This is a genomic window from Streptomyces caniscabiei (assembly GCF_014930365.1).
Lineage (GTDB): Bacteria > Actinomycetota > Actinomycetes > Streptomycetales > Streptomycetaceae > Streptomyces > Streptomyces caniscabiei.
Genome location: NZ_JABXWI010000002.1, coordinates 261772 through 287846, shown reverse-complemented (window position 1 = coordinate 287846; position 26075 = coordinate 261772). Strand labels below are relative to the sequence as shown.

The following is a 26075-nucleotide window of genomic DNA, read 5'->3' as shown; positions in this document are numbered from 1 at the left end:
ATGAGCGTGTGGCTGCCCAGCGCGCCCTGCAGCCCGCAGGCGTGTGTGGAGGTGAGCAGGCAGGTCGCCGCCGTGCCGCGGGCCGGCGCGCGATTCGTGGCGGTCGTGGCGCTGGTCCTCGTCGGGGTGCTGGTGAGTGTCGTCGGTCTGCGGGCTCCGGCCGGGGTCGTACGGCTGTGGTGCCGGGCGGTCGTACGGGCGTCCGGTGTCCGGGTTCGGATCTCCGGCGCCGCCCCCGACGGCGGGCTGCTGCTCGTCGCCAACCATGTCTCCTGGCTGGACATACCGCTGCTCGGCGCGGTGCGGCCGGCGCGGATGCTCGCCAAGGCCGACATCCGGGAGTGGCCCGTGGCGGGCGCCCTCGTGGCGCGGAGCGGAGTGCTGTTCATCGAGCGGGACCGGATCCGCGCGCTGCCGGACACGGTCACCCGTATCGCGGGCGCCCTGCGCGGCGGGGCGGCCGTCGTCGCCTTCCCCGAGGGGAGCACCTGGTGCGGCCGTGCCCAGGGCCGCTTCCGGCGGGCCGTCTTCCAGGCCGCCCTCGACGCCGACGTGCCCGTGCAGCCGGTCCGCGTCCGCTACCGGTGCGCCGAGGGCGGCGCGAGCACCGCACCCGCCTATGTCGGGGACGACTCGCTGCTCGCCTCCGTGTGGCGGGTGGTGACCGCTCGCGGCGTCGTCGCCGAGGTGGACGTACGGCCCGTCATCGGCCCGGCCGACCACCTCGACCGGCGGGCGCTGGCGGCGGCCGCGCAGACGGCGGTGATCGACGTGGCGGCCATGGTCGAACACGCGACCGAAGCGTATGGCGGGTGCCGGCCGGGTCAGCCGAGCCCCGCGATCCGGGCCAGCCTCGTGTAGGAGTCCAGCAGCGCCTCGCGGTCGTACGTGCTCGTCGTGACCAGGAGCTCCTGGGCGCCCGTCTCCTTGATCAGCGATTCCAGTTCGTACGCCACCTGCTCCTCGGTGCCGTACACCTGGCCGGTCAGCCCGGCCTCGTAGAAGCCGCGCTCCTTCGACGTCATGGTCCGCCGCTCGACCTCCTCCGCAGGGGCGAGCGGCGGGAACGTGCCGCGGGTGCGGGAGTGGGCCATGGCCCACGCCTCGGGGAGCAGGATCCGGCGCGCCTCCTCCGGGGTGCCGGCGACGGCGATCGTGCCGGAGACGACGACGTACGGCTCCTCGGCCCACACGGACGGACGGAACCCAGCGCGGTAGCGGTCGATGCCGTGCCGCATCCGCTCGCGGTCGCGGAGGTCGCCGATCACCATCGGCAGGCCGGCCCGTGCGGCGATGTCGGCGCCCTCGCCCATCGCCAGCACGAACGGGGGGACGGCGAGGCCCTCCGGCGGGCGGGCGTGCACGCCGGTCGGGGAGGTGCCCCGGAACCAGGAGAGCAGCTCGTCCAACTGGCCCGCGAAGTCGTCGGCATCGTCCTTGTCCCGGCCCAGCGCCCGGCGTACGCCGTCCGTGAAGCCGACGGAGCGGCCGAGCCCCATGTCGATGCGGCCCGGGAACAGGGACTCCAGGACGCCGAACTGCTCCGCGACGATCAGTGGGCGGTGGTTGGGGAGCATGACCCCTCCGGTGCCCACGCGGATGGTGCGGGTGGCGGCGGCGACGGCCGCGGCCAGGACGGTCGGGGCGGAGCCGGCCACGCCGGGGACGCCGTGGTGCTCCGACACCCAGAAGCGGTGGAATCCGAGCCGCTCCGCGTCTCGGGCCAGCTGGACGGTGTCCCGCAGGGCCTCGGGGGCGGTGTGGTGTTCGCGGGTGCGGGAGCGGTCGAGGACGGAGAAGCGCATATGGGGTTCAACGTTGTGGGGGTGGGGGGATTCCCGTACGTCGCGGGGTGCGGGTGGGTGGGGGCTGGTCGCGCAGTTCCCCGCGCCCCTGAAAAAGCGGGGCTGCGCTCCTGCTTTTTCGGCCCGAAAGGGCCGTAGGCCCTTCAGGGGCGCGGGGAACTGCGCGAGAAGCCCCCACCGGCCCGCGCGAGACCACCCGCCGACGCCCCCCGAAAAAACCGAACCGCGCCCGGAAGGAATCCGGACGCGGCTCGGTCAAGGTGTCGCTCAGGGGTTACTTGCGGCCGATCGTGATCCCCTTCGTCTTCGCGGCCGTCTTGTTCTCGTAGACCACCGCACCCGAGGACTTCTTCCAGATCTTGATCTTGAAGGTGTCCGGGCCGTCCGTGGCCGTGATCCGGAACGCGTAGCCGGTCTTCCCGTTGACCGTGCCGGAGCCCTGGTAGACCGCCTTCGAGCCGGTGACCACCAGCCAGTCGGAGCCGGTGGAGCGGAACTTCAGCTTGGCCTTGGCGAAGTCGAGCGCCGCCTTGCCGGACGGCCGGGTGTCACCCTTGCCGTACTTGGCGGTGAAGGAGAAGCCCGCCGTGCCGGTCAGCTTCGGGCTCGCCGGGAACGCGCCGGCCGGTGAGGTGAAGCTGCCCTTGCCGGTCGCGGAACCGGCGGCCCGGTCGTAGACGATCAGCTCGGGGAGCGTGCTGCTCACCGAGGCGCCGTCGTCGTCGGTGACGGTGATCACCGGGCGGAAGATGCCGGCCTTGCGGTAGGTGTGCTCGGCCTTGCAGCCGCCGGCGGCGACCTTGCCGGCGGTGGGCTTGGTGCCGTCCTTCCAGTCGACCTTGCAGGTGTGGGTGTCGCGGGTGCCCGGGTCGGTGAACTTCGCCGAGACCGAGGTGCCCTTGCCCACCGCCACCGGGGACTTGGGGCCGGCCGCGGAGGTGATCTTCGGGGCCGCGTTGGTGACGGTCACCGTCACCGTGTCGCTGCTGCGGCCGCCGGTCAGGGTGAGCGTGTACGTGCCGTTGTCGGCGCAGGTGACCGTGGTCTTCGCGGACTTGGCGTCGGCGAAGAGGCAGGGCACGTCGTTGCCGATCGTCCACTGGGCGCCGCCCGCGCCGGAGACCGAGCCGTTCAGCGGGATCTTGGCGCCTTCCTTGCCGGAGGCGTCCGCGCCGGCCCGGGCGATGGTGACCGGGTCGATGCTCTCCAGGGTCGGGACGACCTTCTTCAGCAGGCCGTCGGCGTCGAACTCCAGCTTGTCGATGGTGGTTTCGCGGTGCGTGCCGTCACCGCCGGGGATGGCGAAGCGGTGGTAGGCGATGTACCAGTCGTCGGTGTTCGGGACGTGGACCACCGAGTGGTGGCCGGGGCCCTTGATACCGAGCGAGAGGTCCTTCTCCAGGATCACGCCCTGCTTGGTCCAGGGACCGGTGGGCGAGGAGCCGGTGGCGTAGGCGACCCGGTAGTTCTCGTCACGTGTGTCGTTCTCCGACCACATGAAGTAGTAGGTGCCCTTGCGCTTGATGACGAAGGTGCCCTCGTTGTAGCCGCTGGGGGTGATGTTCGTGACCTTGGCGGCGTCGAACGACACCATGTCGTCGTTCAACGGGACCACGTACGCGCGGCCGTTGCCCCAGTAGAGGTACGACGTGCCGTCGTCGTCGGTGAAGACGGCCGGGTCGATCATCTGGCCCGTGTGGTCACCGGCCTTCAGCAGCGGCTTGCCGAGCGCGTCCTTGAACGGGCCGGTGGGCGAGTCGGAGACCGCGACACCGATGTTCGCGTCGGCGCAGAAGTAGAAGTAGTACTTGCCGTTCTTCTCCTCCATCGCCGGCGCCCAGGCCCTGCTGTCCGCCCAGGAGACGTCCGGACCCAGGTCCAGGATGACGCCGTGGTCGGTCCAGTTGACCAGGTCCTTGGAGGAGTACGCCTTGAACTGCGTACCGCTCCAGCCCTCGAAGCCGTCGGTGGTCGGGTAGATGTAGAAGGTGTCACCGAAGCGGACGATGTTCGGGTCGGCGTTGAGACCGGGCAGGACCGGGCTCTTCATGACCACCGCCGAGACGGTCCAGGTGCGCTTCTTCCCGTCCGAGCCCGTGACCTCGTACGTGACCGGCTTGCTGAAGTCGCGCAGGGTGCCGGAGGCGGGGCTGATGGTCGCGCCGTGGGCGAGGGTGAACTCCGGTGCCAGGGCGGTGACATCACTGCCCGGGGTGAGCGGGAGGACGACCTTGCTGTCCTTGTCGGTGATGATCGCGTCGGTCTTGAGCGCCGGGTGGGTCACTGCCGCGATCCCGGTGGTGTTGCCGCCGAGCTCCAGGACCTCGGCCGGCGTCAGGGCCCGGTTGTAGATCCGGAAGTCGTCGACCTCGCCGCCGAAGTACGGGTCCGGGGAGTACAGCGACTTGCCGATGTAGCCGGAGTGGTCCTTGGCGGAGTCGTACAGGTCGGACGGCTTGACGGTGACCCCGCCGACCCGGGCGACCTCGGCGCCGTCCACGTAGAGGACCGCCGTCTCGGTCGCGCCGTTCAGGGTGACGGTGAGGTGCTTCCACTCGCCCGGGGTGAGCTGGGAGCCGCCGAGCATCTGCTTCTCACCGGACCAGGTGGCCTTGGTGATCGCGGAGAACAGCTTGCCGGCGCCGTTGGACGGCGTGGCGAACAGGTACTTGTTGCTGTCCGGGCCGAGCCCGAACAGCCACTGGAAGTTGTCGCCGCCCTTCCACTTCACGTAGGTGGAGACGGTGACGCCGCTCGCGCCCTTCAGGACCCCGTTCGGGATCTTGACGTACGGCGAGCTGGAGCCGCTGTTGCCGCCGGACATCTTGAACGAGCCGCCGTCCACGCCGGTCCCGAAGTCGGGCGTACGGACGTAGGTGCCGTGGTAGCCGTGGCCGCTGGAGTCGCGGGCGATGCTGCCGCCGGTCTCGTCGAAGTCGTAGTGCAGCAGCAGGTCGGCGGGGACGTCCGGGCCCTCGGCGGAGACCGTGACCTCCGCCGTGACCTCGATCGCCGAGTCGCCGGCGATGTCGCCCTTCACCGTGAAGGTGCCGGTCTGCGCGTACTGCGCGGGGTCCACGTCCTCCCAGGTGACCGCGACGGGCCGCTTCACGCCGTCCGCCGACTCGGCGATGACGGTGGCCGGCAGGACCGGGGCGTCACCGACGCCCGTCTTCACCTTGACGTCCTCGACGTCGGTGATGATCTGGTCCGGCTGGTAGGTCTGCAGCAGCCGGTCGTACTCGGCCTGGGTGACCGGGAGCACCGTGCCGTGCCGGGGCTTGGACGGCAGGTCGTAGCCGGTGGACGGGGTCCAGACACCGGAGGCCAGGTCGGTCGTCTCGAAGGGGATGTAGCCGCGTCCGCCGAACTCGTCGAGGAACGCGTACCACTTCTCCTCGGTGTTCGACTTGAACACCAGCGGGCCCTCGGCGGCGTTCATCGCGCCCTTGCCGATGCCCTCGGCGACGGAGGTCCAGGAGAGGTTGCGGAGCGTGTCGCTCTTCTCCTCGAAGATGAACTTGCTGTTGGGGGTGGAGGAGGTGTTGTTCCGCTCGTCCTTGGAGAGGCGGTAGTACTCGCCGTCGTGCTGGATGACCGTGGAGTCGATGACCGAGTAGCCGCGGTCGACCCAGACCTTGGGCTCGCTGAACGTGTAGAAGTCACGGGTCGTCGCGTACATCATGCGGTTGTACGTGTCGCCGGAGTGGGCCTCGTTGTCGTACAGCTTCGACGCCCAGAACACCACGTACTCGCCGAGCTTCTCGTCGTAGTACGCCTCGGGGGCCCAGGTGTTGCCGGCCGAGTCGGGGGAGACCTTCACCAGACGCTGGTTGGTCCAGTTCACCAGGTCGGTGGACTCCCAGACCATGATGGACTTGCTGCCGGTGCGCTGGGAGGCGTCCCAGTCGCCGTTGCCGTAGATCCTCAGGTCCGTGGCGATCTGGTAGAACTTGTCGCCCTCGGGGGAGCGGATGATGAACGGGTCGCGCAGGCCCTTCTCGCCGAGCGTGGAGGTCAGGACGGGCTTGCCGTCGTTCAACTCCCGCCACTTCAGCGGGTCGTTGCCCTTGCTGAGGGCCGCGTAGAGCTGCTCGCCGTCCGAGGTGCCCTCGCCGGTGAAGTAGCTGAACATATAGCCCTTGAGGGCTTCCTTCTTCGGCAGCTCCGGCACCTTCGCGGTGAAGACGCGGGTCTTCTTCGCGTCGCCCTTGGTGACGGTCGCGGTCAGCTCCACGGTGGTGGCGCCGTCGCCGTGCGCGGGACGCTTCACCACACCCTCGGAGGAGACGACGTCCGTGTTCGCGGAGGACCAGGCGACCTTGGTGCCGAAGGTGCCGGTGGCCGGCAGCGTGAGGTTGCCCCGTGCGTCGTCGAGGTTGTGCACGGTCAGTGCCTCGGCGGCCTGGTCGACGGCGGTCGTGTCGTCGAAGGTGGGGAGGACCGTGACCTCGAAGGTCTTGGTGGCGCTCGCGGGGCCCTTCTTCAGGGTCGCCGTCAGCGTGGCGTGGCCGTCGGGCTGACCGGCGGCGGGGCGGGTCACCGCGCCGGAGTCCGAGACCACGGCGGTGTTGTCGCTCTTCCAGGTGATGGTCGAGCCGCCGGCCGTGCCGGTCTTCGGCAGATCCAGGTCGGTGGTCACCGCGCTGGTGTCGCCCAGGGTGAGGGCGGCCTTGTCGGCGGCGACGCCCTCCGCGGCGATGGGGAGCGAGAGCTGCTCGACCTCGGCGCCGGCGAGGGCCCGGTCGTAGACCCGGAAGTCGCGGATCTTGCCCTTGAAGAGCTTGTCGCTGGTGTAGACCGACTTGCCTATGTAGTTGGCGGTCGTCGTGCCGGAGCCGATGGAACCCGGGGTGGTGGTGACCGAGGTGTTGCGGCCGACCTCGACGCCGTCCTCGTACAGCACGCCCGTGGTGCCGGTCTGGGTGTAGGTGAGCTGCTTCCACACCGCACGGGTCAGGTTGTGCGAGTCGGAGGGCCGGGTGTTCTGCTCGGTCGACCAGTTGCCCGACGCGATGGCGGTGCGCAGGGAGTTGCCGGTGGCGAAGAGGTAGCCGTTGCCCGCGCCGTTGGTGGTGTTGCCGAAGCCGTAGATGAAGTACGGCCCGGCCTGCGACTCGTCCATCAGCACGTCCATGGAGACGCTGATCGAGTTCATGCCCTTCATGACGTCGTTCGGCACCTTGATGTAGGTGTCCGAACCGTTGAAGGCGAGGCCCTGCCCGTCTCCGGTCCAGCCGGCGGTGCCGTTCACCGTGCCGTTCCGGCCGTTGCCGGAGGCGTCGGTGACGGTGGTGCCGGAGGTGGCGTCGAGCTTGTACCAGAGGGCCAGGCCGTCGGTGAGGTCGGCGTCGTCCGCGGCGGCCGGAGCGGCGGGCCCGGCGAGCCCCAGAAGCAGTGACGCGGCGGTCAGTCCGGCGAGCGGACCCGCCCAGCGTCTCGCGCGGCCGCGCAGACGTGCGAAGTACGTCATGTGGAGTATCCCTGCTGAGAGCACGACAGAGGAAGGGAGGCGAGAGGTGAGGGGAGGAGTGGTGGAACGGGGTCGAGAAAGGGCGGGAACCCTCGCCCCGGGTCTCCCGCTGTTTCGGCCATGTGACGTCGTGTTGCGAGAGTGTCAATCGGCGTGTGGTGAGGCGTCAAGGGGTTTCGAACAATGTCCGACAGGCCGAACGAGGAGCCCCCGTCCTCAAGAGAGAACGGGGGCTCCGGTACCGGTGCCTACCGGACGGGACGTATCAATTCCCATGTGTCGACCGCGAAGTCCCGCCGCATGCCGTGCCGTTCGTAGAGGGCGAGGGCTCCGGTGCTGTTGTCGGTGTCGACGCCGAGGCCGATGCGGTCGCGGCCCAGGGACGCGTAGTGACCGAAGGCGTGACGCAGCAGCAGACTGCCGAGACCGCGGCCGCGGGCCTCGCGCAGCACACCGATGCTGGAGATCCAGGCCGCGGCCGAACGGTCGTTGCGGGACCGCAGCGCCGCCACGTCACCGAGACCGTCGACGTGCGCGATCCACAGGAGCGACCAGTCGACGTTCTCGGCGTCGATGTCGTCCAGCCACTGCTCGTACGTGCGCGGCTGGTGGTCGAAGTGGTCGGCGAACGCCGTCTGCAGCACGGCGTGGGCCGTCCTGCGGTCCTGCTCGGAGGCACAGGGGCGCAGGGTGACGCCGGGCGGGAGCGCCGGCAGGGGCTCGGCGGGGGACAGGGCGCGGTCCATCACGTGGTAGCGGCGGACCGCGCGCCAGCCCCGCCCGCGCAACGCGTCGAGGTCCATCGTGGGAGCGATGTTGAGATGCATGTGCACGACGGCCCGGTCGACGCCGTTGGCCGCCGCGCGCTCCGCCGCCCGCGCCTCCATCAGCTCGAACAGGTGCAGCGCGCCCGGCAGTCGGTCCGGCAGCGTGTAGTGGTCCATGTCGATGCGTTCGCCGCCGGACTCGTCCCACTGCAGGCCGTACGCCACCAGACGGTCCCCGTCGAACAGCAGCCAGGAGTCACGCTCCAGGTCCGCCTCCGGATGCTTCAGATCGGCCTGTACCTCGACGAGTTCGGTCTCCGCGCGGCCGATCTCCAGCAGGTCGATCTCGTTGAGCAGCGCGCACACCGCCTCCGCGTCGTCGAGCGTCGCGGGGCGTACGGTCAGGCCGGGTGGGAGGGGGGCGGGGTGCGTCGTGGTCATGGGGCCACTGTCGGGGGGTGGGGGCGGGGGCCGCAACGGGATTTCGTGCGTGCCCCGTCAGGGGCGCGGGGAACTGCGCGATCAGCCACATACCACCCGCAGTCGCCGAACGACCCGCACCCCCGAGCCATGAGGCGCCCTCACACCGCACCCCTACGCCGCCACCGGCAACCCCGGGGTGCGGAAGACCCGTTCGCGGGCGTCGACCGCGAACACCTCGCACCCCTCCCTCGCCGCGGCCCACTCCACACCCTCCGCGCCCATCGCGAACGCGGCCGTCGCCGTCGCGTCGGCCTCGGTGAGCGACGGGGCCACCACCGTGAGGCTGAGGAGGCCCGTCGCCGGGCGCCCGGTGCGGCCGTCGAGGATGTGGTCGCCGCGCTCGTAGCGGGCGGACGTGGCGACCGCGCCGTCCGTCACCGACAGGACCGCGCAGAGGCGGTCGGCCCGCTCCGGGTGCCGCACCCCCACCCGCCACGGCCCGCCCGTCGCCGCCACGTCGCCCCCCGCGTTGAGGCACAGCCGCTTCGCGCCCAGCCCCGTCAGCAGCTCCGCCGCCCGCTGCACGGCCCAGCCCTTGACCATGGCGCAGGGGTCGAGCCCACGCCCCGGCAGCCGTACGTCGAACGCGCCGCCCGTGGCCACCCGGTACTCCTCGCAGAGGGCCAGCACCTCGGCGAGATCCCGGCTGATCTCCTCCGGCGGCAGCTCGCCCCGGTCCAGCCGTGACACCTCGCTGTCGGCGCGGAACGGGCTGAACCGCGCGTCGACCTCGCGCAGCCACGCGAACGCCGGCTCCGCGGCCTCGGCGGTGGCCTCCTCGTCCTCGATCAGCAGCGAGATCGGGAACCCCATGATGTGTTCGACGCGGCGCACCGGATCAGACCTTCGCGTCGATCGCGGCCTGGAGGGACTCCCGGTAGCCGTCGCTGGTGATGGTGGCGCCGGAGACGGTGTCGATGTCGGTGCTCTGCGCCGTCAGGGTCTCCTTGATCAGTACCGGGACGGCGGCCTCGGTCTGCGGGTGGTTCGGCTGCTTCAGCATCCGCACGGCCGTGATCTCGTCGCCCTCGAAGGTCACCTGGACCTGGACGTCGCCCTTGGAGGTGCCGACGGTCGAGCCCGCGACGGTCTGGGCGGCACTCTCCGCCGAGCCGGACGACGAGGAGGAGCCCGACGCGGAGCCGGAGTCGGAACCGGACGCCGCCGACTTCCCGTTCTCGTCGATCGCGGCCTGGAGGGACTCCCGGTAGGCGTCGCTGGTGATGGTGGCGCCGGAGACGGTGTCGATGTCGGCGCTCTGTGCCGTCAGGGTCTCCTCGATCAGTACCGGCACCGCCGCCTCGGTCTGCGGGTGGTCCGGCTGCTGGAGGAACGTGACGGCGGTGATCTTCTCGCCCTGGAAGGTCGCCCGGACCTGGACGGGCCCCTTCTCGGTGTCGATCGTCGGGCCCGTGACCACGGTCGCGCCCGACGACGTGTCCGCGGAGGCCGACGGCGCGGGCTCGGCGGTCGTCGTCGTGGACGTCGTGTCGGTCGAGGGGGCGTAACGCCAGACGGGCACCAGCGCGGCGGCGCTCAGGACCAGGGCGGGTATGGCTCGTTTCACAGTGCTGTCCTCGTGTCCCGGTGTCCCTCAGCCGGCCAGGCTGAAGCGTTCGAAGTGGATCTGCGGCTTGGGCACGTCCAGCTCGCGCAGGCTGCCCAGGACCGCGTTCATCATCGGCGGCGGGCCGCACAGGAACACGTCCCGGTCGGCGATGTCCGGCACCATCCGCAGCAGTTCGCGCGGCGCCAGCAGGTCGGGGCTGACGGGGCCGGAGAGCAGGTGCAGCTCGGCGCCCTTGTCGAAGGCGAGCCGCTGGAGTTCGTCGTAGAGGACCGCGTCCCGCTGCGTGGCGACCCGGTAGATGACCACGGCGTGGCCCTCGATCTCCTCCAGCAGGGCCCGGATCGGGGTGACACCGACGCCGCCGGCGATGAGCACGGACTCGGGCCGGGTGCGGTGCATCGCGGTGAAGGCGCCGTACGGGCCCTCGGCGAACACGCGGGTGCCGACCTTGACGTGCCGCAGCGCGGCCGAGCCCTCGCCGGCCGCCTTCGCGGTCAGCCGCAGCTGGGTGCCGTCGGGCGCGGCCGACAGCGAGAACGGGTTGGCCTGCCACCAGCGGTCCCGGGTCAGGAACCGCCACAGGAAGAACTGGCCGGCCCGCGCGGGCATCCGGTCCAGGTCACGCCCTGTCATGTAGATCGAGACGACGTTGTCGGCCTCGGGGACGACCGCGGTGACGCGGAGCTGGTGGCGCCAGTTGCGCCACAGCGGCAGCACCAGCCGGCCCATGAACACGCTGGTCAGGGCCACGCCCCACAGCACGTACCAGTAGGCCGTCGCGGTCTTGGACGAGGCGAACGACGTCCCCGCCGCGACCTGGTGCGTGAAGGCCAGCACCACCGCGACGTACGTGTACAGATGGATGAAGTGCCAGGTCTCGTAGGCCAGCCGACGGCGGGCGAAGCGGGCTGAGACCACGCCGATCACCGCGATGATGCCGAGCGCGACGATCGCGCGCAGCACGCCCTCGACGGTCTCGGCGAGGTCGACGAGCTGGCTGACCGGGTCCAGGTCCGAGGACTGGGCGTAGCCGAAGGTGATGAACACCACGTGCGTGACCAGCAGCCACAGCACCGAGAAGCCGGTCCAGCGGTGCCACGAGGTCAGCCGGTCCATGCCGATGCGCCGGTCGAACCACGGCAGCCGCGCCACCAGCACCAGCTGGAACGCCATCAGCAGCGCGCCGCACAGACCGGCCAGGCGTCCCAGCACGATCAGGGCGTTCGAGGCGAAGCCCGCCTGCACGAAGAAGAAGGCCACCACGGCGACGTTCGCCAGCAGCACCGCGTACAGACCGGTGCGGGCGACCACTTTGGGACGCGCTCCCGAGCGGCTGACCGCCGCGGGGGGTTGTTGGACAGTGGTCACGGGAGAGCTCCTTGATCGAGTGGGGGATACGAGCTTCTCCGGTGACTGCTGTCGTTTTGCTGTCGGACAACTTTCAAGTATTTATCGATCGGGCCCCCGGGCTGTGAGCGGCTATGGCGCACGGCGCTCGGTGGCGCAGTATGAGCACGTGGAAAAAGTGCGACTGCTCGTGGTGGACGACGACCCGCCGATCGCGGACCTGGTGGCGACCGTCGCCCGCTACGAGGGCTGGGACGCCGTCACGGCGCACACAGGTGAGGAGGCGCTGCGGCGGGCGGCCGAGTTCCGCCCCGACATCGTGGTCCTGGACCTGATGCTGCCCGACGTGGACGGCTTCGGCGTGCTCGACCGGCTCCGCCGGACCGGCACGATGGTGCCCGTGGTGTTCCTGACCGCCCGCGACGGCGTCGCCGACCGGGTCGCCGGCCTCACCCGGGGCGGCGACGACTACCTGGTCAAGCCCTTCGCCGTGGAGGAGCTGATGGCCCGCCTGCGCACCGTGCTGCGCCGCAGCGCCGGGCCGGCCTTCCAGCGCTCGGTGCTCCAGGTCGCCGACCTGACGATGGACGAGGACACCCGCGAGGTCCGCCGCGGCGACAAGCTGCTCACCCTCACGCCCACCGAGTACGAGGTCCTGCGCTACCTCATGCGCAAGTCCCCGACCGTCCTCACCAAGGCGCAGATCCTCGACCACGTCTGGGAGTACGGCTTCGGCGGCCGCTCCAACGTCGTCGAGCTGGTCGTCAGCCGGCTGCGCCGCAAGCTCGACGACACCGGCGAACCCCTCATCCACACCGTGCGGGGATTCGGCTACGTGCTGCGGCAGGCCACCGAGTGATCTCCCGCCTCCAGCAGAGCTATCGCGGTATGCGCCTCGGCACCCGGCTGGCCCTCGGCCTCGGAGCCCTGGCGCTCGTCGTGTTCGCCGTCGTCGGCAACGCGCTGACCATGTACATGCGCGACTACCTGTCCGCGCAGCTCAACGAACAGCTCAAGATCGCCCAGATCGCCCAGTCCAAGAGCATCGCGGACTACGGCACCCTCAAGGGCAAGAAGTACTACCGCTGGTACTACGCCGTGTACGACACCTCGGGCGGCACCCCGGTGCTCCAGAAGCCCGAGGACCCGGGCGACCTGCCCGAGGACATCGACGACTTCACCCTCGTGGCCAAGGCGCTGACCACCGAGGGCAAGGAGGTCACCCGCACCGAGCACCTCAAGGGCCACGGCCAGTACCGGCTGCGGGCCTGCGAGGTGGAACCCGGGGTGGTCCTGGTCAGCGCCGCGCCCATGGACGACATCGAGGACACCGTGGGCCGGCTGATCACGGTCCAGGTCGTCACCTTCGCCCTCGCCCTGATGGCGCTCGTCGTCTTCGGCCGGGCCATGCTGCGGCGGGGCCTGAAACCGCTGAGCGACATGGCGCACACCGCCCGCGGCATCACCTCGCACGACCTGACGGACTCGGCGCGGCTGCCCGTGCGCCACGACAACCGCGACGGCGGGTTCGAGGTCGAGGAACTGCGCACCGCCTTCAACACCATGCTGGAGCACATCGACGACGCGCTCGCCGTCCGCACCGAGGCGGAACAGCGCCTGCGCCGCTTCGTCGCCGACGCCTCCCACGAGCTGCGCACCCCGCTGATGTCGGTACGCGGGTACGCCGACCTCTTCCAGTACGCCGCCGCGCACAGCCCCGAGGAGCGCGACAAGCACCTGGCCCGGCTGCGTGCCGAGGCGGCCCGGATGGGTGTCCTCCTGGACGACCTGCTGATGCTGGCCCGCCTCGACGCCGCCGATGTGGAGGCACCGCTGCGGCTGGAGGAGGCCGACCTGGTGGAGCTGGCGCGCCAGGCGGCCGACGGCTTCCGGGCCGGGCACCCCGACCGTCCGCTGACCGTGGCGACCGGCTCCGACCCCGTGCGGCTGCGCCTCGACCCGCTGCGCATCCGGCAGGTCCTCGACAACCTCCTCACCAACGCCGCGGTGCACACACCGCCCGGTACGAAGGTCTCCGTGGAGGTCGTCGTGGTGTCCGGCACGGCGGAGGTGCGGATCACCGACTCGGGGCCCGGTATCCCGGCCGACGACCAGGAGCGCGTCTTCGACCGCTTCTACCGCGTCGACAAGGCCCGCAGCCGCGACCGCGGCGGCAGCGGCCTGGGCCTGGCCGTGGCCCACTCCCTGGTCCGCGCCCACGCCGGCACGATCACCCTGACCAGCGAACCGGGCACGACGACCTTCACGGTCCGACTGCCACTGGGTGGGGTGCAGTTGTAGGGGGCGGCGCGCAGGTCACGACGGGAGTCACCCCCCCAGCCCGCCCGACCACTCCCACCCCACCCCGTCGCCTAATCTGGCCCCCATGGGTACGACGGTGCGGCGGGCCGCGCGAGCCATGGTTCAGTTGGTCGTCGCCGCCGGGATGGCGTTCGGCATGTACCTCTTCATCACGGTGCTGCTGATCACCGCCGTCGCCACCCTCGCCGTGGTGGGCGCCTGGATGCTGCCCGAGACCGTGATCCTGATCCGCCGCATCGCCGGCGCGAAGCGCCGCCACGTGGCCGCCTGGACCGGCCGGGCCGTCCCCGAGGCCTACCAGCCGATCGAGGGCACCCTCCGCGAACGCCTGCGGATCGCCGTCCGCGACCCCGGCACCCGCACCGACGCCCGCTGGATGCTCGCGTACTACGTCTACGGCGCCCTCTTCCTCCTCGCGGTGCCGCTGTGGCCGCTGGGCCTGGCCGTCGACAGCGTGCGGTGCGGCCTGCTGCGCCGCGACGCCCTGGTCCTGCCGCTGATCAGCCGCCTCGCCGACCTGGACGCCCGCTGGTCCGAGGCCCTGCTCAGGCCGTCCCCCAAGGCCCGCCTCGCCGAACGGGTGGAGGAACTGACGGCGACCCGCGCCGACGCGATCGCCGCCCACGGCGCCGAACTCCGCCGTATCGAACGCGACCTGCACGACGGCGCCCAGGCCCGCCTCGTCTCGCTCTCCCTGCGGCTCGGCCTCGCCCGCCGCGCGTACGACCGCGACCCGGAGGCCGCTCGCAGGCTGCTGCTCGACGCCCAGGAACAGGCCGAGGCCGCACTGACCGAACTCCGCCACGTCGTCCGCGGCATCCACCCCCCGATCCTCACCGACCGGGGCCTGGCCGGCGCCGTGCGTGCCCTCGCCGCCGCCGGCGGGATCGACGTGACCGTCGAGGTGAGCGGGCTGGAGGACACCGACGGCCCGCGCCCGCCCGCCGCGGTGGAGGCCGCCGCCTACTTCGTCGTCGCCGAGGCCCTCACCAACGCCGCCAAGCACAGCGGCTGCGACCACGCCGAGGTCCGCCTCACCCGCACGGCCCGGGGCGTGGACATCCGGGTGCGGGACGACGGCCGCGGCGGCGCCGAGGCCTCCGGCGCGGCCGCCGGGCCCGTCACGACGGGCGGATCCGGACTCCTCGGGATGCGGCGGCGGGTCGCCGCGCTCGACGGGACGATGACCGTGACCAGCCCGGCCGGCGGGCCCACCGTGATCACGGTGGAGCTGCCCTGCGTATGGTGAGCGGAAGGAAACCGACGACCGATCGGGGCACCTCGCGCACACGGCGGTCGACGACTGAGGTGGTACGGCCGTGCGTGTGGTGATCGCCGAGGACAACGCCCTGCTCAGAGAGGGTCTCGTCCTGCTGCTGGCCTCGGCCGGACACGAGGTCGTCGCGGTCGCGGGCAGCGGCCCCGAGGTCCTCCCCGCCCTGCTGGAACACCGCCCGGACATCGCCGTCCTGGACGTCCGGATGCCGCCCGGATTCCGCGACGAGGGACTGCGCGCGGCGCTGGAGGCCCGCCGGCGGCTCCCCGGCCTCCCGGTGCTGGTCCTCTCGCAGTACGTGGAGGAGTCGTACGCCGCCGAGCTGCTCGGCGGCGGAGCGGGCGGGGTCGGCTATCTGCTCAAGGACCGGGTCGGCCGGGTCGACGAGTTCCTCGACGCCCTCGACCGGGTCGCGGCCGGCGGTACCGCGCTCGACCCGGAGGTCGTCGCCGAACTGCTCACCCGCCGCAAGGACTCACCGCTCGACTCGCTCACCCCGCGCGAGCGCGAGGTGCTGAAGCTGATGGCCGAGGGCCACGACAACGCCGGCATCGCCCGCACCCTGGTGGTCACCGAACGAGCCGTCAGCAAGCACATCGGCAACGTCTTCGCGAAGCTCGGCCTGCCGACCGGCGACAGCGGACACCGCAGGGTGCTGGCCGTGCTGGCGTATCTGAACAACACATAGGTGGGTGGGCGCCGTCACGACGGCGCCCACCCACCCAGGGTCTCAACTCAGCTGCACTTGCGTCCGGTGTTGATGCACTGGACCGCCTTGTTCATCAGCTTCTGGTCGAAGACGTTGATGAAGTCACCGTGGTCGGTGACCGGCTTGTGCTGCTGCTCGGGGAAGCTGTCCAGCGAGTAGAACGGACGGGTCTTGCCGTTGTCCTTCACGCTGGGCGCGTCCACGTCGTACACCAGCCGCTGCACCAGCTGCGGGATGGCCTTGAAACCGGCCGCGCAGTTGCCGTTCGCGTCGGCGAAGGCCACGTGCGTACGGTGGTTGGCGCTGTCGATGTTCTTGCCGTCCCAGCAGCTCTGGAACTTGAAGGTGCGCACCACGTCGCTGCCCGCGGGGCAGAGCGGGTACTTGTCCTTCAGCTGCACCTTGTTCTCGAAGCCGGTGCAGCTCCAGGAGGCGTTGGCGTTGGCGGGGCCGTTGACGAACGCCTTGGCGTCACCGGTGATGATGCGCAGCAGCCTGGGCATCGCCACCACCTTGCCGCGGGGGCTGCCCACGAAGTTCAGGGTGGCCTGCTTCGCCGTCAGGATCCGGCCCGAGTTGCCCTCGGCGCCGCCGCCCTGCTGGGCGGCGTCGAACTCCTTGGTGCCGTCCTGGAGTCGCAGCACCGGCCAGAAGTACGACGACCTGTCACCCTTGTTCCGGCAGCTGGTCCCGGCCTTGGCGAGGTCCTGGTCGCTGGAGAAGGCGTCGTTGTCCTGGTTGCCGACGTAGTCGTGCATGTGGTGGGCGCCGTTGGTGACACCGGGCGCGACGATGACGTTGTCGCTGTTGTACAGCTTGTTGGCGTTCACCCCGCACTTGGTGACGAAGCTGCCCTTCGAGGCCTGCGCCGACCTGGCGGGCGTGCGCACGTTGGGCCGCACCTTGGTGATGTCCACGAAGTCGGCGGCCACGGGACCGTTGCCGGCCACCCCGGCATTGGTGTTGTTGCCGCCCTGGTTGGCGCCGCCGCTCGGCGCTGGAGCGGGCTGGTTGCCGGTGGCGCGCAGCGTGCAGGCCGCCAGCGCGTCGAGGCCCTGCGGCTTGGCGGCCACCCGGCCGATGGCGGTGGCGATCCGGTCGATCGTCGCCTTCCGCTTGTCCTTCAGCGGGCCCACGATCGCGTTCTGCGCGAAATTGGGGTCCTGCTGGATCGCCCTCTGCGAGGTGGAGAGGCGCTGGTACGCCTCGGAGATCTGCTTGTCGAGCAGGGCCAGTTCCCTGTCGACCTGAGCCTTCGCCTGGGCCGGTACCGACGTCAGCTTCTGGCCCACGTCGGGGCACTCGATGGTGGACGTTCCGGCCGCGAGCACCTGGTTCTGGGCGGGTGCCTTGGAGCCGGTCTCGCCTGCCGAGGCGTAGATGTTGACCGCCACCAGGCCGCCGGCACCGATGGCCACTGCGGCTGCCGCACCCACCGCTCGGCGGGCGGTGTTCGATCTCTTTCGCGTGTTGCGTCTCATCAGGCCTCTCAAGGACACTCCGGCGCCGGCGGGTCATCCGGCACGGGTCTTGCGCGTCCTCGGTTACGTAAGGGGTACACCGAATGCTCAGAGAATCCTCAGATTCGTAGCATCCTCCAGGTGCGAACCGCCCATGTGGCCCCAATCCGGGCCGGGTTGACCGCCCGTCGGCGCGGAAGCGGCGACGGGGGCCCACCGGCCGGCGACAACCGGCGGCGGGCCCCCGTCACTTGGGACCGTCGCGCCCTCCTACGCGTCGAACGTCACGACCACCTTCTCCGCGGCACCCGGCGTCAGCGCCAGCTCGAAGGCCCGCTCGACGTCGTCGGCGGGCACCCGGTGACTGATGAGCCGGGCGAAACGCTCGTGGTGCTCGACGATCTCGGGGGTGACCTCGAAGATCTCGGTGGGGTAGCCCTGGGAGGCGATCAGGGTCAGCTCGCTGCGGAGCATGCCGCCGAGGTCGATCTCCGACCCCTTCTTCTGCACGGCGACCATGACCAGCTTCGCGCCCCACTTGGCCGAGCCCACCACGGTGTTGAACACGGCGGGCACGCCGGCCGCGTCGATGAAGATGTCGGTGCCGGGCCGGGGCTGCCCCAGCGCGTTGGCGGCCTGGCCGTGCAACTCGGTGAGTCGCGCGGCGACATCCTCCTTGCCCGAGTCGACGACGGCGTCCGCGCCCACGGCCAGTGCCTTCTCCAGCCGGGAGGGGATGACGTCGACCACCACCACGTGCCTCACCCCGCGCAGCTTCAGCCAGATCGCCGCGCCGAGGCCGATGGGTCCGGCCCCGAAGACCACGACCTTGTCGTCGGGCCCGGCCTCCGAACGGTTGACGCAGTGCCGGGCCACGGCCATGGGCTCGTTGAGGGCGGCCACGTCGAAGGGCACGTGGTCCGGGAACACCGCCACCCCCTTGCCGACCTCGGCGTTCTCGATCAGCAGGTACTCGCTCATCCCGCCGTACGCGCCGCCGCAGCCGATGATGCCGGTCGGCGCGTCCTGCGGGTTGATCACCACCCGGTCGCCGACCGCGAGGCCGGTGACCTCGGCGCCGACCTCGACGATCTCTCCGGCCGGTTCGTGGCCGAGCGCCACCGGGATCAGCTCGCCGCCCAGGTGGGCTCGGGACGGTACGCCTCCCATGTGGAGGAAGGTGGTGTCGGTGCCGCAGATGCCGCAGGCGCGGACGCGTACGAGCACGTCCGCGGGGCCGGGCACGGGGCGCTCGACGTCGACGACCTCGACCTTGCCGACACCGGCGGTCCGTACGGACTTCATCGTCGCCATGTCAGGACTCACTTTCTACGAGCTTGCTACGAGAACGGAGGCGGGTGCGCCGACGTCAGACGGCGGCCCAGGCGTCGTCGACCGGCAGCACCACGCCGTTGACGAAGGCGGCCGCGTCGGAGGCGAGGAAGACGATCGCGTCGGCCTGCTCCTCGGCCGTGCCGAGCCGGCCGATGGTGGCGCCGATCAGCCCGCCGATGACGGCCGGACCGTGCGCCTGCTGGTCGGCGTCGACCTGGATGTTGGTCATCGTGGGGCCGGGGGCTATCGCGTTGGCCCGGATGCCCTGCTTGCGGTACATCACCGACAGGCTCTTCACGAGGCCGACCACGCCGTGCTTCGACGCGGTGTAGGCGGCGCCGGCCGCGCTGCCGCGCAGTCCCGCCTCGGAGGCGGTGAAGACGATCGAGCCGCGCTCCGCCTTCAGCATGTGCGGCAGGACCGCCCGGGTGAGCAGGAACGGCGCGGTCAGGTTGACCCGGATGACCCGCTCCCACTCACTGTCGTCGACATCGGCGAGGGCGGACATCCGGTCCATGATCCCGGCGTTGTTCACCAGGACGTCCAGCCCGCCGAAGGTCTCCACGGCGCGCGTGACGACCTCGTCCACGACCGCCTGGTCACTGAGGTCGCCCACGACCGCGACGGCGGTGCCGCCGGCCGCCGTGATCGCCTCCGCTGTCTCCTCGGCGGCCTTCCCGGAGATGTCGGCCACCAGCACCTTCGCTCCCGCCGCGGCGAACTTCAGGGCCGCGGCCCGGCCGATGCCGGACCCGGATCCCGTGACGACGACACCGCGGCCGTCGAGGCCGTTGCTGCTCATATGAGGTCCTTTTCCGTGGCTACTGTCGGCTTCTGCTTGCTTGAGTGAGGCAAGCACAAGAGACTTACTTGAGTCAAGCAACGAGAGGGGTAGGGTGTCGTCCATGACGACCGACGCCCGACCCGCCCCGTGAGGAAAGAGACGGACGCGAATGGCCTTAACCACGCACGGCGGTGCCAGTGAGAAACCGTCGCTCCCCAGGGGCGCGGGCCAGCACGTCCTCGTCGTCGCCGACGACCAGGACGTCTCCGAACTCCTCTCCACCACGCTGGAGTTGGCGGGATACCGGATCCACACGGCCGAGTCGGGCGCGGCAGCCGTGGCCCGGCTCACCGAGCAACGCTTCGACCTGGTCGTACTGGACCTCGCGCTGCCGGACCTGGAGGGCCTCGGCCGGGAGCGCCGCCCCCTGGCCCACCGCCCACCCGTCCTGTTCCTGACCCGGTACGACTCCCTCGGCAGACTCCTCCCCGAGGTCGGCCTCGGCGAACAGGACTACGTCACCAAACCCTTCCGCATCGCCGAGGTCCTGGCCCGCGCCCAGGTCCTGCTCCGTGGCCGAAAACCCGTCCGCCGGGACAGCGAACCGTCCTACCGCGACCTGGTCCTGGACGACCCCGCCTGCCAGGCCCGGCGCGCGGGCCGGGCGTTGCACCTCACCCCGGCGGAGTACCGCCTCCTGCGCTACCTCCTCGTCAACGCGCACAAGGTGCTGTCGAAGGAGCAGATCGGCCGCTACGTCTGGGGCGACTTCCACGGCGACAACGCCATCGAACAACTGGTCTCCCGGCTCCGCCGCAAGGTCGACCGCGAGGCCCCGCCGCTCATCCACACCCGCCGCGGCTTCGGCTACTGGCTCGGCGCCTCCACCGGGGACCGCTGAACGCGCCACCCCGCACACGGCCCCGCCGCACACGCAGGGAAGCAAATCACCCCGGCCGCGCGGTGGCGGCTGACACCCGCCGTACCCGCGACACGGCGGCACCGGACCCCTCCGGTGCCGCCCTGTCGCGTGCCCGAAGGGGCCCCGCCCCGGACGGGCCCAGGATGCGCTCGCGGGCACCAACTGGCCACCGAAGAAGGCCCATTGGTTGGCCAAAAACCCACCCCGACCCACCCCGTCGGCGCGCCTCCCGCCGCCACTCCCACCCCCGATGTGATCCAGGTCACGTCAGCTTTCTGTCAGGCAACTGACCGGGAGCCGTCAGACCGCTCTGTTTGCATGTGCTCATCGAGGCCTCGACGCATCCCCCGGCGCTCCCCCCCCACAGGAGCCCCCACGACCGAGGAGAGACCATGGCCGACACCCTCACCGACGCCGTCTCCGAGACCGGCGGCCCGATCCCCGACTACCCCATGCCGAGGGCGTCGGGCTGCCCGCTCGCCCCGCCCCCGGCCGCCGGCGAACTCCGCGGCGACCGGCCCATCACCAAGGTGCGGATCTGGAACGGCACCACCCCCTGGCTGATCACCCGCCACGCCGACCAGCGCACCCTGCTCACCGACCCGCGCGTCAGCAACGACGACCACGAGCCCGACTTCCCCCACGTCAACGCCCACCGCGCCGCCATCGCCCCGCACACCCCGAAACTGATCACCAACACCGACGCCCCCGAGCACACCCGGCTGCGCCGCTCGGTCAACGCACCGTTCCTGGTCAAGCGGATCGAGGCCATGCGCCCGGCGGTGCAGAAGATCGTCGACGACCTGATCGACGCCATGCTGGCCGGCCCCGACCCGGCCGACCTGCTCACCGCGCTGGCCCTGCCGGTGCCCTCGCTCGTCATCGCCGACCTGCTCGGCGTGCCGTACAAGGACCACGAGTTCTTCCAGGAGAACAGCAACCGGGCCCTCGACAGCGCCCTGACGGCCGAGGAGGCGTCCGCCGCCGCCCGCAACCTGGGCGGATACCTGGACGCCCTGTTCCGGGAGAAGCTCGTCGAGCCGGGCGACGACGTGCTGTCGGAGATGGCCGGCCGGGTCAAGAGCGGCGAGATGGCCCACGAGGAGGCCGTCAGCATGGGCGTCGCCATGCTGATCGCCGGGCACGAGACCACCGCCACGATGATCAGCCTCGGCACGCTCGCCCTGTTCGAGCACCCCGACCAGCTCGCCGTGCTGCGCGACACCGAGGACCCGAAGGTCGTCGCGGGCGCCGTCGACGAGCTGCTTCGCTACCTCTCCATCGTGCACTCGGGCCTGCGCCGGGTCGCCAAGGACGACATCGAGATCGGCGGCCAGATCATCCGCAAGGGCGACGGCCTCCTCTTCGACCTCCAGACGGCCAACTGGGACCCCAGCGCCTTCCCGGAGGCCGAGCGCCTGGACCTGAGCCGCCCCGCACGCCAGCACAACGCGTTCGGCTACGGCCCCCACCAGTGCCTCGGGCAGAACCTCGCCCGCCTCGAACTCCAGGTCGTCTACGGCACGCTCTACCGCCGCGTCCCCACCCTCCGCCCGGCCGCCCCCCTCGACCAGTTGGCCTTCAACCACACCGGCACCACCTACGGCGTGAAGTGCCTGCCGGTCACCTGGTGACACCCCCCCCACGAGTACGCGAACCAAGGAGCACCCCATGCGTGTGGAACTCGACGAACCCAAGTGCGTGGCCTCCGGCCAGTGTGTGATGGCCTCCCCCGAGGTGTTCGACCAGCGTGACGAGGACGGCGTCGCGATCCTGCTGGAGGAGCACCCCGCCGACGACCTCATGGACGGGGTGCAGGAGGCCGTCGCGATCTGCCCCGCCGCCGCGATCCGACTGGTGGACCGGTGAGGCGGATCCTGGTCGTGGGTGCCTCGGCCGCCGGACTGGCGGCGGTCGAGACACTGCGCCGCGAGGGCTACGACGGCACGCTCACCCTCGTCGGCGACGAACCCCACGCCCCGTACGACCGGCCCCCGCTGTCCAAGCAGCTCCTCTCGGCGGAGTGGGACACCGACCGGCTCGCCCTGCGCGCCCCGGACCACCTGGCCGGCCTCGACCTGGACCTGCGGCTCGGGACCGCCGCGACCGGCCTCGACCTGCGGGAGCGCCGGGTACGGCTCGCCGACGGCGACACCGTGCAGTACGACGGACTCGTCCTCGCCACCGGCGTACGCCCGCGTCGGCTGCCCGGCGAGGGGGCGCACGTGCTGCGCACCCTGGACGACGCGCTGACGCTGCGGGACCGGCTGACGCCGGGGACACGGCTGGTGGTGGTCGGCGCCGGGTTCCTCGGCGCGGAGGCCGCCGCCGTCGCCTGGCGGCTCGGCGCCGAGGTCACCCTGCTGGAACCGGCTCCGGTGCCGCTGGCGCACGCGGTCGGCGAGCGGGTCGGCGCGGTGCTGTCCCGGGCCCATCTCGACCACGGGGTGGACCTGCGCACCGGCGTCACCGTCACGGAGGTGGGCGGGCACGGGGTGCGGCTCGCGGACGGCGAGGTGGTCGAGGCCGACGAGGTGCTGGTCGCCGTCGGCTCGCGACCCAACACCGAATGGCTGGCGGACAGCGGCCTGGGCCTCGGCGACGGCGTGCTGTGCGACGAGTACTGCGAGGCCGCGAAGAACGTGTACGCGGCCGGTGACGTGGCTCGCTGGTACAACCCGCTGTTCGGTGTCCCGATGCGCGTCGAGCACCGTACGAACGCCGCCGAGCAGGGCATGGCGGCCGCCCGCAACCTGCTCGCCGCCGATCGGGAGGCCCGCCGGGCCTTCGCCCCGGTGCCGTACTTCTGGTCCGACCAGTACGACATGAAGGTGCAGGCCTACGGCTGGCTGCGCGGCCACGACGAGGTGTCGGTCGTCGACGGCGACCTGGCCGAGCGCCGATTCCTCGCCGTCTACCGCACCGACGACCGGGTCACCGGCGCGCTCGCGGTCGGCATGCCGCCCAAGGCGATCCGGCGGTGGCGCCAGGCCATCGCCGCCGGCGCCGGATGGCGCGAGACGTTCCCGCCGGAGGGCCCGGCGGCATCGAAGGAGGTCGACCATGACACAACAGCGGTCCGGCCCGTCGCGTGACGTGGTCGTCGTCACCGGCGCCGGCGGCATGGGTGTGGCGATCGCCCGCCGGATCGGCAGCGGACGCACGGTCTTGCTCGCCGACTCCTCGCGCGGTCAACTCGACCGTGTGGTGGCTGCGTTGAGCGACGAGGGATACATGGCGCGAGGCGTCGTGACCGATGTGTCCGACCGCGGGTCCGTGGACGCGCTCGCGGCGCAGGCCGCCGGCGCGGGCCGGGTGGCCGCCGTCGTGCACACCGCCGGAGTCTCCGCCGCGCAGGGCTCCGCCGAGACGATCCTGAAGGTCGATCTGCTGGGCACCGTCCACGTCATCGACGCGTTCGAGGGCGTGGCGGGGCCTGGCACGGCCATGGTGTGCGTCTCCAGCATGGCCGGCCATGTCGCCGCCCTCGGCCGCGAGGACGAGGCCGCCCTCGCCACGGCCCCGGTCGCGGAACTCCTCGACATCGGTGCCGTGAAGGCCGTAGGGGACAGCGCGCCCCGGGCGTACATCGTGTCCAAACGGGCCAACCAGCTGCGCGTCGAGGCCGCCGCGCTCGCCTGGAGCCGGCGCGGCGCCCGGATCAACAGCGTCAGCCCCGGGATCGTCGCCACCGCCATGGCGAAGGCCGAGGCCGACGGCCCGAGCGGCGCGCGCATGCTGACCATGCTGGAGGCGAGCGGCGCGGGCCGCACCGGCACTCCGGCGGAGATCGCCGATGCCGTGGCATTCCTCCTCGGCCCCGAAGCGCGTTACATCACCGGCACGGACCTGCTCGTCGACGGCGGCCAGGCCGCCTGGCTGCGGCACCACCGACCGGCCTGACGCCCCGGGTGCCGGGGCTTCACCGCACGACTCCACGACCACAGAGGTCCAAGGACCGAAGAGAGGACACCGATGCCCACCCCCCACACTCCGTCCGGCCCGCCGTCCCTCGACCCCGAGGAGCTGGGCTTCGACCCGGACGCCCTCCGCGCCCGGTACCGCGCCGAGCGTGAACGCCGGATCCGCCCGGACGGCGGCCGGCAGTACCAGCGGATCGCCGGCGAGTTCGAGCACTACGACGACGACCCGTACGCCGACGGGGAGTCCGCCCGGGAACCGCTCACCGACCGTGTCGAGGCGATCGTCGTGGGCGGCGGCTTCGGCGGGCTGCTCGCCGGGGCCCGGCTGCGCCAGGCGGGCGTCGAGTCGATCCGGGTGATCGAGAAGGGGAGCGACTTCGGCGGCACCTGGTACTGGAACCGCTACCCCGGCATCCACTGCGACATCGAGTCGTACATCTATCTGCCGCTGCTCGAAGAGCTGGGCTACGTCCCGAAGTGGAAGTACGCGCCCGGCGAGGAGATCCGGCAGCACAGCCGGGCGATCGGCCGTCACTTCGACCTCTACCGGGACGCCGCCTTTTGCACGGTCGCCACCGAACTGCGGTGGGACGACACCGAGTTGGAGTGGATCGTCAGCACCGACCGGGGCGACCGCATGCGCGCCCGGTACGTGGTCGTCTCCAGCGGCACGCTCAGCCAGCCCAAACTCCCGGGCATCCCCGGCATCGAGACCTTCAAGGGCCACACCTTCCACACCAGCCGCTGGGACTACGACTACACCGGCGGCGACGCGAGCGGCGGCCTGACCGGCCTCGCCGACAAGCGCGTGGCCGTGATCGGCACCGGCGCCACCGCCATCCAGGTCGTCCCCCATCTGGGAGCCGACGCGGCCCATGTGTACGTCTTCCAGCGCACCCCCTCGACGGTCGACGTGCGCGGCAACGGGCCCACCGACCCGGCGTGGGCCGAGACCCTCGCCCCCGGCTGGCAGGCCGAGCGCATGGACAACTTCCTGCGCACCGTCACCGGGATCCGGGCCGGGGAGGACCTGGTGGACGACGCCTGGACCAGCAGCGCCCGGCTCCAGGAGAAACTGATCCCGACCGACGCGTACGCGGACGTCCCGGCGGACGAGCGTGAACGGGCCTACGAGATCGCCGACTTCCAGAAGATGAACGAGCTGCGCGACCGCGTGGCGACCCTCGTCGAGGACCCGGAGACCGCCGAGAAGCTGAAGCCCTGGTACCGCTACATGTGCAAGCGGCCCACCTTCAGCGACCACTACCTCCAGACCTTCAACCGGCCCAACGTCACCCTCGTCGACACGGCCGACACCCACGGCGTCGAACGGATCACCGAGAAGGCCGTGGTGGTCGGCGGGGTCGAGTACGAGGTGGACTGCGTCATCTTCGCCACCGGCTTCGAGGTCGGCGTCTCGGGGCTGCTCTCCGGCCGCCTCCCGGCGTACGGCCGGGACGGCGTCGGTCTGCTGGAGACCTGGATGACGGCCGGCCCGAAGACCCTCCACGGCTTCTACAGCCACGGCTTCCCCAACCTCTTCCAGCTCGGCCCCCTGCAGAACGCCAGCGCCGTCAACTACGTCCACATCCTCGACCAGCAGTCGATCCACGTGGGCGAGGTCGTCGCCGAGGCCCGCAGGCGCCGCGCCCGGTACGTCGAGCCGAGTGCCGAGGCCCAGGACGCCTGGGTCGCCACCGTCCGTGAGAAGGCCGCCGACCTGTACCGGTTCCAGGCGGAGTGCACCCCCGGCTACTACAACAACGAGGGCCGGCCGAGGGAGCGCAGCGAGTCGTACGGCGACGGACCGGTCGCCTTCCACGAACTGCTGAGGCGATGGCGTGCGGACGGCGGCATCGACGACGTCCTCGTGGGCGCCGAGTGAGGTCCGAGGAGACG

The 26075-nt window shown here is 71.3% G+C and carries 20 protein-coding genes; 11 read left to right on the top strand and 9 right to left on the bottom strand.

Going from position 1 to position 26075, the window contains the following annotated elements; all coding sequences use genetic code 11:
• Positions 1 to 861, top strand: a complete 861-nt coding sequence (locus HW837_RS05795) for a lysophospholipid acyltransferase family protein (RefSeq protein WP_045561569.1) — start codon at positions 1 to 3, stop codon at positions 859 to 861.
• On the opposite strand, the gene HW837_RS05790 is transcribed toward HW837_RS05795, so the two are convergent.
• The 6 genes from HW837_RS05790 to HW837_RS05765 all read right to left on the bottom strand — a co-directional run bounded on the left by HW837_RS05790 (position 825) and on the right by HW837_RS05765 (position 11466).
• Entirely contained in the window at positions 825 to 1805 is a 981-nt protein-coding gene (locus HW837_RS05790; RefSeq protein WP_093788597.1) for an LLM class flavin-dependent oxidoreductase, read from the bottom strand. The genes HW837_RS05795 and HW837_RS05790 overlap by 37 nt on opposite strands.
• 274 nt (positions 1806 to 2079) lie before the next feature.
• Positions 2080 to 7278, bottom strand: a complete 5199-nt coding sequence (locus HW837_RS05785; RefSeq protein ID WP_093788595.1) for a family 43 glycosylhydrolase — start codon at positions 7276 to 7278, stop codon at positions 2080 to 2082.
• 248 nt (positions 7279 to 7526) lie between these two features.
• A complete protein-coding gene (locus HW837_RS05780; protein WP_093788593.1) occupies positions 7527 to 8486 on the bottom strand; it encodes a GNAT family N-acetyltransferase in 960 nt (319 codons plus the stop codon).
• A 153-nt stretch (positions 8487 to 8639) separates the two neighbouring features.
• Positions 8640 to 9362, bottom strand: coding sequence for an FAD:protein FMN transferase (locus tag HW837_RS05775; RefSeq protein WP_045561565.1), 723 nt, complete (start codon positions 9360 to 9362; stop codon positions 8640 to 8642).
• A 4-nt stretch (positions 9363 to 9366) separates the two neighbouring features.
• Positions 9367 to 10095 carry an FMN-binding protein gene (locus tag HW837_RS05770; RefSeq protein ID WP_045561564.1) on the bottom strand — a complete coding sequence of 243 codons (729 nt, stop codon included), beginning with the start codon at positions 10093 to 10095 and terminating at the stop codon, positions 9367 to 9369.
• A 27-nt stretch (positions 10096 to 10122) separates the two neighbouring features.
• On the bottom strand, positions 10123 to 11466 hold the full coding sequence (locus tag HW837_RS05765) for a ferredoxin reductase family protein (protein WP_193381418.1): 1344 nt from the start codon (positions 11464 to 11466) through the stop codon (positions 10123 to 10125).
• A 148-nt stretch (positions 11467 to 11614) separates the two neighbouring features.
• On the opposite strand from HW837_RS05765, the gene HW837_RS05760 reads away from it, so the two are divergent.
• The 4 genes from HW837_RS05760 to HW837_RS05745 all read left to right on the top strand — a co-directional run bounded on the left by HW837_RS05760 (position 11615) and on the right by HW837_RS05745 (position 15731).
• A complete protein-coding gene (locus HW837_RS05760; protein ID WP_078853809.1) occupies positions 11615 to 12304 on the top strand; it encodes a response regulator transcription factor in 690 nt (229 codons plus the stop codon).
• Positions 12301 to 13746, top strand: a complete 1446-nt coding sequence (locus HW837_RS05755) for a sensor histidine kinase (protein WP_045561562.1) — start codon at positions 12301 to 12303, stop codon at positions 13744 to 13746. Before HW837_RS05760 ends, HW837_RS05755 begins: the two co-directional genes overlap by 4 nt.
• An 85-nt stretch (positions 13747 to 13831) precedes the next feature.
• Positions 13832 to 15016 carry a sensor histidine kinase gene (locus tag HW837_RS05750; protein ID WP_193381419.1) on the top strand — a complete coding sequence of 395 codons (1185 nt, stop codon included), beginning with the start codon at positions 13832 to 13834 and terminating at the stop codon, positions 15014 to 15016.
• Positions 15017 to 15086: 70 nt separating this feature from the next.
• Complete coding sequence (locus tag HW837_RS05745; RefSeq protein WP_193381420.1) at positions 15087 to 15731, top strand: response regulator; 645 nt, start codon at positions 15087 to 15089, stop codon at positions 15729 to 15731.
• Between the two features lie 47 nt (positions 15732 to 15778).
• On the opposite strand, the gene HW837_RS05740 is transcribed toward HW837_RS05745, so the two are convergent.
• The 3 genes from HW837_RS05740 to HW837_RS05730 form a co-directional block, all read right to left on the bottom strand.
• Positions 15779 to 17233: a DUF1996 domain-containing protein gene (locus HW837_RS05740; RefSeq protein WP_045561559.1), complete on the bottom strand. Its 1455-nt coding sequence runs from the start codon at positions 17231 to 17233 to the stop codon at positions 15779 to 15781.
• A 249-nt stretch (positions 17234 to 17482) separates the two neighbouring features.
• Positions 17483 to 18526: a zinc-dependent alcohol dehydrogenase gene (locus HW837_RS05735; RefSeq protein WP_093788585.1), complete on the bottom strand. Its 1044-nt coding sequence runs from the start codon at positions 18524 to 18526 to the stop codon at positions 17483 to 17485.
• 55 nt (positions 18527 to 18581) lie between these two features.
• Positions 18582 to 19349 (bottom strand): SDR family NAD(P)-dependent oxidoreductase, encoded by a 768-nt coding sequence (locus HW837_RS05730; protein WP_193381421.1) that lies wholly within the window; start codon positions 19347 to 19349, stop codon positions 18582 to 18584.
• 151 nt (positions 19350 to 19500) lie between these two features.
• On the opposite strand from HW837_RS05730, the gene HW837_RS05725 reads away from it, so the two are divergent.
• From HW837_RS05725 to HW837_RS05700, 6 genes are all read left to right on the top strand, one after another.
• Positions 19501 to 20232 (top strand): response regulator transcription factor, encoded by a 732-nt coding sequence (locus tag HW837_RS05725; RefSeq protein ID WP_045561556.1) that lies wholly within the window; start codon positions 19501 to 19503, stop codon positions 20230 to 20232.
• Positions 20233 to 20645: 413 nt separating this feature from the next.
• The gene (locus HW837_RS05720) at positions 20646 to 21887 is read left to right on the top strand and encodes a cytochrome P450 (RefSeq protein WP_093788581.1); all 1242 of its coding nucleotides are present in this window, start codon (positions 20646 to 20648) and stop codon (positions 21885 to 21887) included.
• 37 nt (positions 21888 to 21924) lie between these two features.
• Entirely contained in the window at positions 21925 to 22122 is a 198-nt protein-coding gene (locus tag HW837_RS05715; protein WP_045561554.1) for a ferredoxin, read from the top strand.
• On the top strand, positions 22119 to 23348 hold the full coding sequence (locus HW837_RS05710) for an NAD(P)/FAD-dependent oxidoreductase (RefSeq protein WP_193381422.1): 1230 nt from the start codon (positions 22119 to 22121) through the stop codon (positions 23346 to 23348). The genes HW837_RS05715 and HW837_RS05710 overlap by 4 nt, the downstream gene beginning before the upstream one ends.
• A complete protein-coding gene (locus tag HW837_RS05705; protein ID WP_045561553.1) occupies positions 23317 to 24156 on the top strand; it encodes an SDR family oxidoreductase in 840 nt (279 codons plus the stop codon). Before HW837_RS05710 ends, HW837_RS05705 begins: the two co-directional genes overlap by 32 nt.
• Before the next feature lie 72 nt (positions 24157 to 24228).
• Positions 24229 to 26061, top strand: a complete 1833-nt coding sequence (locus HW837_RS05700; protein WP_193381423.1) for a flavin-containing monooxygenase — start codon at positions 24229 to 24231, stop codon at positions 26059 to 26061.
• Positions 26062 to 26075 lie beyond the last annotated feature (14 nt).